10 protein-coding genes are annotated in these 12,380 nt (G+C 40.3%); all 10 read left to right on the forward strand.

Annotation, left to right across the window (positions count from 1 at the left end):
- Positions 1–2: 2 nt before the first annotated feature.
- The 10 genes from nirD to F935_RS04760 all read left to right on the forward strand — a co-directional run bounded on the left by nirD (position 3) and on the right by F935_RS04760 (position 12,373).
- Positions 3–1,625 (forward strand): nitrite reductase small subunit NirD, encoded by a 1,623-nt coding sequence (nirD, locus tag F935_RS04715; protein ID WP_016137856.1) that lies wholly within the window; start codon positions 3–5, stop codon positions 1,623–1,625.
- Between the two features lie 18 nt (positions 1,626–1,643).
- Complete coding sequence (locus F935_RS04720) at positions 1,644–4,424, forward strand: nitrate reductase (RefSeq protein ID WP_016137857.1); 2,781 nt, start codon at positions 1,644–1,646, stop codon at positions 4,422–4,424.
- Positions 4,421–5,050, forward strand: a complete 630-nt coding sequence (gene mobA / locus F935_RS04725; RefSeq protein WP_016137858.1) for a molybdenum cofactor guanylyltransferase — start codon at positions 4,421–4,423, stop codon at positions 5,048–5,050. The genes F935_RS04720 and mobA overlap by 4 nt, the downstream gene beginning before the upstream one ends.
- 149 nt (positions 5,051–5,199) lie before the next feature.
- A complete protein-coding gene (locus tag F935_RS04730; RefSeq protein WP_016137859.1) occupies positions 5,200–7,473 on the forward strand; it encodes a molybdopterin-dependent oxidoreductase in 2,274 nt (757 codons plus the stop codon).
- A gap of 229 nt (positions 7,474–7,702) precedes the next feature.
- A complete protein-coding gene (gene moaA, locus F935_RS04735; protein ID WP_080645533.1) occupies positions 7,703–8,743 on the forward strand; it encodes a GTP 3',8-cyclase MoaA in 1,041 nt (346 codons plus the stop codon).
- A complete protein-coding gene (locus F935_RS04740; protein ID WP_003652232.1) occupies positions 8,744–8,998 on the forward strand; it encodes a MoaD/ThiS family protein in 255 nt (84 codons plus the stop codon).
- Positions 8,999–9,001: 3 nt separating this feature from the next.
- A complete protein-coding gene (locus F935_RS04745) occupies positions 9,002–9,490 on the forward strand; it encodes a molybdenum cofactor biosynthesis protein MoaE (RefSeq protein ID WP_004643135.1) in 489 nt (162 codons plus the stop codon).
- 23 nt (positions 9,491–9,513) lie between these two features.
- On the forward strand, positions 9,514–10,437 hold the full coding sequence (gene moaCB, locus F935_RS04750) for a bifunctional molybdenum cofactor biosynthesis protein MoaC/MoaB (protein WP_003652229.1): 924 nt from the start codon (positions 9,514–9,516) through the stop codon (positions 10,435–10,437).
- Positions 10,437–11,672, forward strand: a complete 1,236-nt coding sequence (locus F935_RS04755; RefSeq protein WP_016137861.1) for a molybdopterin molybdotransferase MoeA — start codon at positions 10,437–10,439, stop codon at positions 11,670–11,672. The genes moaCB and F935_RS04755 overlap by 1 nt, the downstream gene beginning before the upstream one ends.
- A gap of 218 nt (positions 11,673–11,890) precedes the next feature.
- The gene (locus tag F935_RS04760; RefSeq protein ID WP_016137862.1) at positions 11,891–12,373 is read left to right on the forward strand and encodes a winged helix-turn-helix transcriptional regulator; all 483 of its coding nucleotides are present in this window, start codon (positions 11,891–11,893) and stop codon (positions 12,371–12,373) included.
- Positions 12,374–12,380 lie beyond the last annotated feature (7 nt).

Genomic DNA, 12,380 nt, shown 5'->3' on the forward strand with positions numbered 1-12,380 from the left:
CTATGAATATTGTACAAGACAAAAATATGCTTCCTGATGGTCAATGGATTGATGTGTGTGCACTTGATGACTTAACTCCAAATACTGGCGCAGGTGCGCTAGTGGATGGTCAAGCGGTTGCAATCTTCCGCGTGGGACATGAAAAACGTGTTTATGTGCTCAGCAATAAAGATCCGTTTAGCCAAGCCAATGTCATGAGCCGTGGAATTATTGGCGATTTACAAGGCGAGCGTGTTATTGCATCACCAATCTATAAACAACATTTCAGCTTAGCAACGGGGCGCTGTTTAGAAGATAAAGATCAAAAACTTTCAGTTTATCCAAGCAAAATTGTTGATGGCCGTGTTTGGGTCAATGCAATACCGCAAAAAACTTATATTACCAATACAGGTGTATCTCAAGACAAACTTAAACTGGTACTGATTGGTAATGGTTTAGCAGGAATGCGTTGCCTAGAAGATTTACTTGATATGGCCCCAGACCGTTATGAAGTCACGGTAATTGGTGAAGAACCTTGGGGTAACTATAACCGCATTATGTTATCTCCAGTTTTATCGGGTGAAAAAACCATTGAAGATATTATGTTGCACCCGCCAAAGTGGTATAGCGATAAAGGCATTAAATTTATTGCAGGCGATAAAGCGGTAAAAATTGATCGTCCTCGTAAAGTGGTTTACACCGAAAAAGAGCAAACAGTTGATTATGATCGTTTGATTTTGGCAACAGGTTCGGCTCCGTTTATTCCACCAGTTAAAGGTGTTGACTTAAAAGGCGTTTTAACTTTCCGTGATATTTATGATGTTAACACCATGATTGAGTACTGCGGTTCAAAAACCAATGCAGTCGTGATTGGTGGTGGTTTACTCGGTTTAGAAGCGGCCTACGGTTTAAAACAACGCGGTATGAATGTGACCGTGCTGCATTTGATGGACCGGATTATGGAGCGTCAACTTGACAGCCGTGCGAGCCAGTTACTGCGTCATAGCATTGATCAAAAAGGTATTAACATTATTACCGAAGCTAATACAGAAGCGTTAATTGGTGATGGAAACGGTCATGTGAAGCAAATACGCTTGAAAGATGGCACCGTTTTAGAAGCTGACCTTGTGGTATTTGCAGTGGGTATTCGTCCAAATATTAGCTTGGCACAAAGTGCAGGATTACGTTGTAACCGTGGTGTATTGGTGAATGACACCATGCAAACGTTTGATCCAAGTATTTATGCTGTAGGTGAGTGTATCGAACATCGTGGTCAAACTTTCGGTTTGGTTGAACCACTGTGGGGGCAAGCTTTTATTTGCGCGACCCATTTAGCAGAGCACGGCAGCTTAACCTTTAAAGCACCAACTGTACCGACTCAGTTGAAAGTCAGTGGTGTCGATGTATTCTCGGCGGGCAATTTTGAACCGAAAGATGATTATGAAGACATTATTTTAAACGATGAAAAACGCCAGATTTATAAACGCATTATCATTCAAAGCGATCGAGTAATTGGCGCAGTACTGTTCGGTGATACAGAAGATGGCATGTGGTATGCAGAGTTAATTGCAGACCAAACACCTGTTTCTTCATTCAGAAATAAACTGCTATTTGGTCGAGATTTTGCATTAAAAAATGCAGGCTAAATAGGGAAAGGAGCAGTTATGAACAGTATTCCAAGCGTTGAAGTCGATAGCTCCGATCATGTTGCAAAAACAATCAAAACAACATGTCCATATTGTGGGGTGGGTTGCGGTGTTAGCGTAAACGTCCAACAAAAACCTCAAGGGCCTGTGGTGCAAGTTGAGGGGGATGCTGAGCATCCTTCCAACTTTGGACGCTTATGTATCAAAGGTAGCCGTCTTGCGGATACATTGGGATTAGAAACACGTGTTTTACAACCAATGATGGGGCGCAAAGCTGATCGGGTGGTAACGACATGGGATGCGGCAATCAATAAAATTGCCGATAAATTCCAATCTTGTATCGATCAATATGGTCGTGACAGCATTGCATTTTATGTTTCAGGTCAGCTTTTGACCGAAGACTATTATGTGGTGAACAAGTTTGTAAAAGGTTATTTGGGTACTGCAAATATCGACACCAACTCACGCCTTTGCATGTCATCTGCGGTGGCAGGTCATAAACGTAGTTTCGGTGAAGATATTGTCCCAGCGAGTTATGAAGATTTTGAACATGCAGACATGGTGGTATTGGTTGGTTCTAATACCGCATGGTGCCATCCTGTACTTTATCAGCGGATCATGCAGGCTAAAAGCCAAAATCCGGATATGCTCGTGGTGGTAATTGACCCACGTTTTACCAGTACTTGTGAACAAGCGGATTTACATTTGCCGATTTTACCGGGCCAAGATGTCGCATTGTTCAACGGTCTATTCCAATATTTATATCAAAATGGTCATGCCGATCAGGCCTTTGTGGATGCCTATACTGAAGGTTTGCAAGAGGTTTTGGAAAGCAGCGAGCCAGAAGCTAATGTGGAATATGTGGCAAAGCGTACAGGAATTGCACTCGATAAATTGCAACAGTTCTTTGAGAAATTTGCGCAGACTGAAAAGGTAATCACCTTATTTTCAATGGGTGTGAATCAATCAAGTCAGGGTGTGAATAAGGCCAATAGCATTATTAACTGCCATTTACTAACAGGCAAAATTGGTAAGCTCGGTGCCGCTCCATTTTCAATGACAGGACAACCTAATGCGATGGGTGGACGAGAAGTCGGTGGCTTAGCCAATATGCTGGCTGCGCACATGGACTTAGATAATCAACTACATCAAAAAGTAGTGCAAACCTTTTGGGATAGTCCATTTATTGCGACTCAAGCTGGCTTAAAAGCTGTTGATTTGTTCCGTGCTGTTGAAGCTGGAAAAATTAAAGCCATCTGGATTATGGCAACCAATCCAGTCGTGAGTTTACCCGATGCCGATCAAGTTAAACGTGCATTAGAAAAGTGCGAATTGGTCGTCGTGTCAGATATCTGCGCAGATACGGATACTACAGCTTATGCTGATGTTTTGCTTCCAGCTTTAGGTTGGGGCGAAAAAGATGGGACCGTCACTAACTCTGAGCGTCGTATTTCACGTCAGCGCGCATTTTTACCTGCGCCGGGTGAAGCAAAAGCAGACTGGTGGTCGGTGAGTCAAGTCGCGAAAAAATTAGGCTTCAATGGTTTTGACTTCACTAGTGCTGTTGATATTTTCAATGAGCATGCAGCTTTATCTGCACAAGATAATGCAGACATAGATGCTCGTGCAGAAAGTAATAATTTCCGTTATTTCAATCTAAAAGGTTTAATGAACCTAAGTAATGCTGAGTACGATGCTCTGCAACCAATTCAATGGCCAGTGTGGAATAAAAACCAAGACGCTAAAGCTGTTCAACAACTGTTTGGCAACGGACAGTTTAGTCATAAAAATGCCAAGGCAAAACTGATTCCAACTGTTGCAATTGATCCTGTTCATGCGGTTTCGGAAGACTATCCACTCATTTTGAACACTGGACGTATTCGTGACCAATGGCACACCATGACGCGTACTGGTTTGTCACCAAATTTGACCAGTCACCGCGCTGAACCATTCTGCGAGATTCATCCGAGTGATGCCTTGAAGTTTGGTGTACGTGATCAAGGCTTGTTAGAAGTTCGTTCGAAATGGGGCAGTTGTGTACTACGCGTGACATTCTCCTCGGGTGTACGTCGTGGTCAAATTTTTGCACCCATTCACTGGACTGAACAGGTCGCATCCGACGCCCGTATTGGTAAAGTCGTTAACCCTGAAGTCGATGCGATTTCAGGTGAACCCGAGTTCAAACATACGCCTGTCACCATTCAACCGTTCTATACCACTTGGCAGGGGGTGCTTTATGTACGTGAAGGATACGATTCGTATATTCAAGAATCGCTACATCACTGTGCATGGTGGAGCAAGGTCAAAATGTTGAAAACCAACCGTTACGAACTTGCAGACCGTCAAACTTTTCACGATACTCAAAAGAATCTGAAAAGCTTCTTGCCGTTTGCAGATGAAACTTTTGAATGGCTGAGTATTGAAGATATTTCATCACAATTAAGTCATAGCGTTGTTTTGAAAGATGGCATCGTAATTGCAAGTCTATATATTGCACCGCCAGATTTATTGCCAGATCGTGATTGGGTGGCCAGCCTGTTTAAACGCGAACGTTTAAGTGCCTTGCACCGAAAAGCATTACTGGCTGGCATGCCAATGTCTGCTACAAATAATGACGGACCTTTAGTCTGTAGTTGTTTTAAAGTGGGTAAGAATAAAATTATTGAAACCATTAAAACGCAAAACATTACTCATGAAAAACAGGTCACTGCTTGTTTAAAAGCAGGTGGTAACTGTGGTTCATGTTTACCTGAAATCCGTGGCCTGATTAAAGCTTGCCAACAGGAGGTAGAAGTGTGAATAAGGGATATCCCGTAACTGATCTGGTCATTCTAGCGGGTGGACAAGCCCGCCGTATGAACGGTTTAAATAAGTTGTTGCAGCAATTTGATGGTGAACCCCAACTTCTTAAAATTCATCAGAAATTAAGATCATCTGTGTCTAAAATTTGGGTCAATAGTCATCGTGATTATTCAATTTATCAAAGTATTGTGCCAGATATTAAATGTTTTCAAGATGATGAATCTGGCTTTTTCGGGCCGCTTATGGGAATGAAAAGTGCATGGTCTCATGTAGAAGCAGATTATGTTTTGTTTATTCCCTGTGACGTGACGTATGTCCCAACACAAGTCGTTGCCAAATTACACAGTACACTTCGGAAAAATAAACAGGCTCAGGCAGCTTATGTTTCAATTAATGGAGATTCTTTGTATCCATTTTGCTTATTAAAACGAGAAAGCCTCATTACCATTACAGAGCAAATTGAAAAACAACGATTAAGTTTGAAAGAATGCTTTAAGCTTTTGCATGCACAAGTCGCCATATTTCAAAAACAAAATTTATTTTTTCATAGCATCAATTCTCTAGATGAGCTTCAGCAATACAAACAAATCACAGCATTTAAAGAAATTTTTACAGCAAATTAACTTCGGATATTAGCGGTTTAAAATTTACATTGGTCAAGTGAACCACATTTTTAACCTTTATGCGGTTGACTATTTATTGTTTAAGTTCTATTTTGGAACTCGATATTTCTTTCCATTGAAATGTATAAAAATAAAGGGAGTCAATCAGAATGGTAGAAGCGCTAAAGGAAAACAAAACGGATGTTACCGCATGTATTTTGTGTTCAAGAAACTGCGGATTAAGTGTTGAAGTTAAAGATAATCAATTTGTCAAAATTAAAGGTAATCCAGAGCATCCATTTTCACAAGGCTACATTTGTCAAAAAGCCGCAAGATTACAGCACTATCAGCAGCATGCGGACCGATTAACTACACCTTTGAAGCGTCAACCAGATGGTTCATTTCAAGAAGTTAGTTGGGATGTTGCCATACAAGAAATTGCCGAGCGATTAGTCCAGATTAGAGATAATTTTGGTGGGACCGCTTTTGCTTCTGTTGGGGGCGGTGGTCAAGGTAATCATCTCGGTGCAGCCTATGGTAGACAACTTCTGCTGGCGATGAAAAGTTATTATGCTTACAACTCTCTTGCTCAAGAAAAAACGGGTGATTTCTGGCTTAATGGGCGTTTGTTCGGTAGTCAAGCCTGCCATACGACAGAAGATGTTGAATATGCAGATTATGTTCTTTTTATTGGCACAAATCCTTTTCAGGCACATGGCATTCCCAATGCACGAGACACCCTAAAGCATATTAAAAAAGATCCGAATCGAACTATGGTGGTGTTTGACCCACGTGTTACCGAAACAGCCAAACAAGCAGATATTCATGTGCAATTAAAACCCGGAACTGATGCTTTTTTAATGTCGGCGATGATTGCGATCATTATTAAAGAAAAGCTTTATGATGCAGCGTTTATTGAGCAGCATACACAAGGGTTTGAAGAGGTAAAAACAACTTTTAGCCGTGTCCCGATTGAAGAATATATTGCAAAAGCGGATGTACCAGTCGATTTGATTTACCAAGTGGTTCGAGATTTTGCCAAAGCTAAAAGAGGCTGTGTGCGGATTGATTTAGGTATTCAACATACTTTAAATACGACATTAAATGGATATTTAGAAAAACTACTGTACTTAGTGACTGGAAACTTTGGAAAGCAGGGCACCAATAATTTACATACCATGTTTATTCCAATTTTAAGCGACACAGATGAAAGAAAGCCGAAATATCGACGTAGTGTTTACCATAAAATGTTTCCCATCTCAGGTTTTTTCCCACCCAATATTTTACCTGACGAAATATTAAAAGCAGGCGAAAAACGAATTCGCGCAGTTTTTGTAGATAGCTGTAATCCTTTATTAACCTACCCTGATACACCTGCCTACGAAAAAGCATTTAAAGCATTAGATTTGTTGGTCGTAGTCGATGTTGCTATGACAGAAACCGCTCGGTTTGCAGATTATATTTTGCCTGCACATACGCAATTTGAAAAATGGGAATTTACAGGTTTTAATCTTGAGTTTCCTAAAAACGGTTTTCACCTGAGACATCCGGTATTCACTGCCCAAGGCAATACGTTACCCGAAGCAGAAATTTATACACGATTACTTGAAGCCATGAAGGTCATTCCTAAAAGCTTTCCAGTGTTAGAAAAAATAGCTGCGGTCGACTCGAAAAAAACAGCCTATTTACCTTATCTGTCAGCTTTGGGTTTAACTTTTGCTCGACATAAAAAATACATTCCTTTTGCAGCTTCAATTCTCTATCGCACTTTAGGTAAACATTTAGAAAACTCAGCTGCTTCAGTTGCTTTTTTATTACCTCTGTCTATTCAATATTCTGTTTTACATACTAAAGCTGTGCGCCGTGCAGGTTACAAAGGTAATCCGTTGACGTTAGGTGTTCGGTTGTTTGAGCAAATTTTAAATCAGCGTTCAGGTGTGGTGTTATCACAACATGAATATGATGAAATGTGGAAGCTTGTTGCATACAAAGACAAAAAAATACGTCTGGCTATTCCCGAAATGTTGAGTGAGTTGGCAAATTTAAAAAATCATCAATTTAGTATTGAAGAGTTTCCTTTCATACTTTTGTCAGGGGAGCGCCGTAGCTATAACGCTAATCAGATTTACCGTGACCCTGCATGGCGAAAAGTAGATGCAGAAGGGGCTTTGCGAATTCATCCTGAAGACGCAACAAACTTGAATGTAGCAGTAGGAGATCAACTCAAATGTATCTCACAACACGGAGAAATTCAGGTAACTGTAGATTTTGATGAGGGTATGCGAAAAGGTGTTGTGTCACTTCCACATGGCTATGGCATGCGCTTTCAAGGTGGAGAGCCAATAGGGCCACAATTAAATCTTTTGGTGTCTGGTGAACATTGTGATCCTTTATCGAAAACACCGTACCATAAATATGTACCCATCCGTCTAGAAAAATGCTAGAAATAATGTAGGGCATACAAGAGATTGACGTCGCACTAAATTTGTACAGCTTTAAAATTTAAGACGAAAATTGGACGACGTTAATCTTGCTGATACCCCAAAAAAACTATGGATGATAAATAGAATTGGAACAAATTTTGCTTAAACAGCAGAGCACTATTGAAGAGCAAATTTCTATTTTAATTGCTCAGAAAAAGTGTCAGCAATATTTGAACTGTTCTCGATATGAGTGCAAATGATGAAACAATATCACTCTGAAAATACGCCTTTGGTTCTTCAAGACCAATATGGCCGTATAAAGCGAAAGCTACGTATTTCCGTAACTGATCGCTGTAATTTTAAGTGTGTATATTGCATGCCTGAACATCCTGAATGGTTGAATAAGCAAGATCTGCTTGGTTTTGAGGCACTCTTTCAATTTTGTCATTTTATGGTGCAACATGGTGTTGAAAGTATCCGCATTACAGGTGGTGAACCATTAATGCGTCAAGGCATTGTGCATTTTGTTCGTGAGTTACAAGCTTTGAAAGCGTTAGGCCTAAAACGTATTTCAATGACTACAAATGGGCATTACCTTGCAAAATACGCTAGGCAGTTAAAAGATGCGGGATTAGATGACCTAAATATTAGTTTAGACAGTCTTGATGCTATTCAGTTTAAAGAGCTAACCAAGAAAAAATTAGAACCTGTTCTCGAGGGTATTCAAGCTGCTAAAGATGTCGGATTACCATTCAAAATTAACTGCGTATTGATGAAAAATAAAAACGATGATCAGATCTTACCGATGGTTAAATGGTCAATCGCCAATCATATTCCTTTACGCTTTATTGAGTTTATGCCACTTGATGGCGATGCGCTTTGGTCTAGCAAAGATGTGGTGAGTGAAGCTGAAATTTTACAGGCTTTGCAACCACATTATTCAGTAGAGGTTGTCGAACAACAGCATGAGCCAGCACGCCAATATCTAATCAATAATAGCTACTCTCTTGGAATTATTTCCACAATCACTCATTCATTTTGCCATCAATGCGACCGTATACGGTTAACTGCACAAGGCGAACTCTACAACTGTTTATTTGCACCGCAAGGTCTAAATATTAAACCGCAGCTTCAATCATTATTACGTGCACGTACGACAGCTGATCATGCAATGTATGTTCAACAGTTAACAGATATGGTTATGCCGTATATTTGGCACAAAGCTAAAGGCTTTCATGCCTTACAACATCAACAAACCCGTAAAATCAGTATGCATATGCTTGGGGGATAAATGCAGCAATCTATCCAAATTAAAATAGAAGCGTTTGGCGCAATTGAAAAATTGCTTCCTCAAAACCTTTCGTTGGTTTGTCCCAATCATATTTTGGTTAAAGATGTATTAGATGAAATTGTTTCATTACATCCAGAATCTACACAAGCCATGGAAAAATGTGCATGTGCGATTGGCGATAATGTCATAACGAGACAATCTGCTTTAAGTGAGCCATGTACTTTGGTTTTATTGTCACCAGTTGCAGGAGGGTGAGTCATGCGAGATTTTGCACGTATACAAGAGCAGGCTTTAAGTTTAGATACTTTTGATCCTATCCAATCATTTCCTGAATGTGGAGGAATCGATATTTTTATAGGTACGGTTCGTAATCACCATGAGGGTAAAGCTGTTAAAGCGTTGAAATATACGTCATATAAGCCACTTTCTGAAAAAATGATACGTGAAATTGAACTGGAAATTGAGAAAAAGTATCAGGTATCTTATGTGCGAGTGGTTCATCGAATCGGTCATCTGGATGTAGGTGAAACAGCCATTATTGCGATTGCTTATGCAGCCCATCGCCGTGAAGCTTTTCAAGCATGTGAGGAAGCGGTTGAGCGAGTGAAGCATGAAGTGCCAGTTTTTAAAGAAGAGTTCTTTACAGACGGTACGAGTCATTATGTAGAAGGTTGTTGTATTCGCAAAGATGCGCCACAAGAACACAAGCATCACCACCATCATGCCGGCCATGAACACTCACACTGAAATATGTACGTCTAGGATAAATAATGAAAAACGTAGGAATGAAGCCGGAAAGTTATCGTGTTGCTGAAGCACAAGCGATTTTATATGCGCCTCCACATTGTATTGAGTTATTAAGACAAGGGAACACCGAAAAAGGTGATGCATTAAAAACCGCACGTGTGGCAGGAATCTTGGCAGCCAAACGCACTGATGAGCTGATTCCTTTGTGTCATCCACTGCCGATTTATCGCGCAGATGTTGAATATGAATTAGAACATGATTTTGTAAAGATTATTACCGTGGTCGAAACCATTGGCCCTACTGGGGTAGAAATGGAAGCCCTCACAGCTGCAAGTCTTGCAGGTTTAACCATTTACGACATGTTAAAACCACATTGTGAGCCAGAAGAACTCTGGATGGATCAATGTAAACTGCTTAAGAAAAAGGGTGGGAAATCGCACTTTAAACGTGTTCTTCGTCAACCCGTTTCGGCTGCTGTCATTGTGTTGTCCGATACCGTTGCAGCCGGTAGAAAACCCGATACAGCCGGAAAATCTGTGGTTGAAACTTTAACTGAAGCAGGGTTTGATCCGATCCATTATCAAATTTTGCCTGATGAAGCAGATGTTCTAAAAGATTTAGTGCTTGAGCTGAGTAAGTCATATGCTTGCATTATGACGGTGGGTGGAACTGGAATTGGTAAGCGTGACATTACGGTCGATACATTAGAGCCACTTCTTGAGCGTAAGCTAGACGGCTTAATGGAAGCTGCACGATCTTTTGGACAAAAACGCACGCCATATGCTGCAATGTCTCGCGGAGTAGCTGGTTTTATTGATCGCTCATTGGTGGTGACTTTACCGGGAAGCCGCGGTGGAGCAAGTGAATCAATGGCTGCTATTTTACCAGCCCTCGTTCATATTTTTGATGTGTGCCGTGATTTACCGCATCCGGGAGGATATGAGTAATGTCAGGTTGTGGTACAGAACGTGGATTAATTAGTGTAGATGAAGCACTTGAGCTGATTATTAAGCAGCCAAAAAAGTTGGGTTCGATTAACCAAGTTCTTCAAAACAGTCTAAGTAGATATCTCGCTAAAGAAATTTATTCAGAAATTAATCTTCCAAGCTTTTCTCAAAGTGCTGTAGATGGTTACGCACTTTGTAGCCATGCGGAAGATTTAAATAATCAAGAATTTCAGGTTACTGGTGAGATTCGAGCGGGAAGTGAGAGTCATGACGTACTTAATGAAGGTCAGGCTATCCGCATATTCACAGGCGGTAAAACTCCTGAAGGTACAACACATGTTGCTCGGCAGGAAATCGTATCAGTTCTTTCGACCCAAGAAATTTGCTTAACTGAACATATACGTCCTCAAGCTGATATTCGTTTTACAGGAGAAGAAATCCAGAAAGGTCAATTGCTTGCACAAGCTGGACAGTTTCTAAATATTGGAAGCTTGGCTGCCTTAAGTATGGCAGGTGTGCAAATGGTTGAAGTTTATCGTGCACCGAAAGTTGCTGTTTTAGTGACTGGTGATGAAGTTGCAGAAACTGCAGAAGATCTTGTCGACGGCAAAATCTTTGATGCAAATGGGCCATTATTAAAAGCTTGGTTTGAAGATTATGGCTTGGATGTTGAACTGATTCATGTGGCAGATGAGGCAGAGCAAGTCACACATTACTTTAATCAGTTAAAAGACGGCCATGATGTCATTATAACGACAGGTGGAGTCTCTGTCGGTGATTATGACTTTGTACGACCATGTGCTTTTGAGGTTGGTTTTGAACAAATCTTTTGGAAAGTAAAACAGAAACCTGGCAAACCATTGTTCTTTGCTGAATATTCAAACCCAGAAACAGATCATTGTTGTTATTTGCTCGGTTTGCCGGGTAATCCCGCTGCGGTCTATGTGTCTATGCAGGTGTATGGTAAGGCATTGCTTGACACTTTGCAGGGAAATCAAGCAGGGCCGGAGTGGTTTAGTGCGATTTTAGATCATGATTTAAAAGAAGATGCACGTGAACGTTTTTTACGTATGTATGCTTATTTTGAAAATGGTCAGCTTAAAATAAAAAGTCTGGCAAAACAGCAATCACATATGCTGAGTAACTTAATGCAGGCCAATTGTTTGGTTCGAATTCCAGCGGGCGTAAAACTAGAAGCAGGCAATATATTGAAAGGCGTATTTATTTCAAATTAAGTATAAAGAAGGATAAATATGACTCATTATGAAAAATGAGTGGGTTATATTTATTTAGCAATTTTTAATAATAACTTTCTCTTTTTTCATAATGAAAATTTTTTTATAAAGTGGATAAGAAGTTATTTTTATAATGAATCTTGCATAAATCGTAGTAAGTGGTTTAGGGTATAAACAATAGGGCCGTTGGGCTAGGAAATATCGAGGAACGCATAAAGATGAAATGGGATGACATCGGTGATCAACCTTGTTCGGTTGCTCGTATGCTATCAGTGATTGGCGATCGATGGACGATGCTAATATTACGTAATGCTTTTATGGGAATACGACGTTTTGACGATTTTCAAAAATCATTAGGCGTAACTCGTCATGTCCTTTCAGATCGTTTAAAGCGTTTGGTTGAATATGAAATATTAGCCAAAGCTCCTTATTTTGATCGTCAAGAACGCTTTGAATACAAACTCACTGATAAGGGCTTTGAACTTTATCCAATTATTTTGTCTATGGCGAATTGGGCAGATAAATGGATGGACCAAGGCTTAGGCAAGCCACTAGAATATCGTCATAAAACTTGTGGACATAAGTTCGAACCAGTTATGGTATGTTCGGTTTGCCATGAAGCTTTACATGCAAAACAAGTGCAAGTTTCAGCTGGGCCAGGTTATTTTGCATATATTGAACAAAAACAGAAACAAGCTTAATTTACCC

This window comes from Acinetobacter calcoaceticus ANC 3811 (assembly GCF_000399665.1).
In the GTDB taxonomy this organism is placed as follows: Bacteria; Pseudomonadota; Gammaproteobacteria; order Pseudomonadales; family Moraxellaceae; genus Acinetobacter; species Acinetobacter calcoaceticus_B.

Coding starts and splice junctions, on each gene's coding strand:
- F935_RS04755 (WP_016137861.1), top strand. CDS start 10,437: ATGTCAGGTTGTGGTACAGAACGTGGATTAATTAGTGTAGATGAAGCA.
- moaCB (WP_003652229.1), top strand. CDS start 9,514: ATGAAAAACGTAGGAATGAAGCCGGAAAGTTATCGTGTTGCTGAAGCA.
- F935_RS04720 (WP_016137857.1), top strand. CDS start 1,644: ATGAACAGTATTCCAAGCGTTGAAGTCGATAGCTCCGATCATGTTGCA.
- F935_RS04730 (WP_016137859.1), top strand. CDS start 5,200: ATGGTAGAAGCGCTAAAGGAAAACAAAACGGATGTTACCGCATGTATT.
- F935_RS04760 (WP_016137862.1), top strand. CDS start 11,891: ATGAAATGGGATGACATCGGTGATCAACCTTGTTCGGTTGCTCGTATG.
- F935_RS04740 (WP_003652232.1), top strand. CDS start 8,744: ATGCAGCAATCTATCCAAATTAAAATAGAAGCGTTTGGCGCAATTGAA.
- nirD (WP_016137856.1), top strand. CDS start 3: ATGAATATTGTACAAGACAAAAATATGCTTCCTGATGGTCAATGGATT.
- F935_RS04745 (WP_004643135.1), top strand. CDS start 9,002: ATGCGAGATTTTGCACGTATACAAGAGCAGGCTTTAAGTTTAGATACT.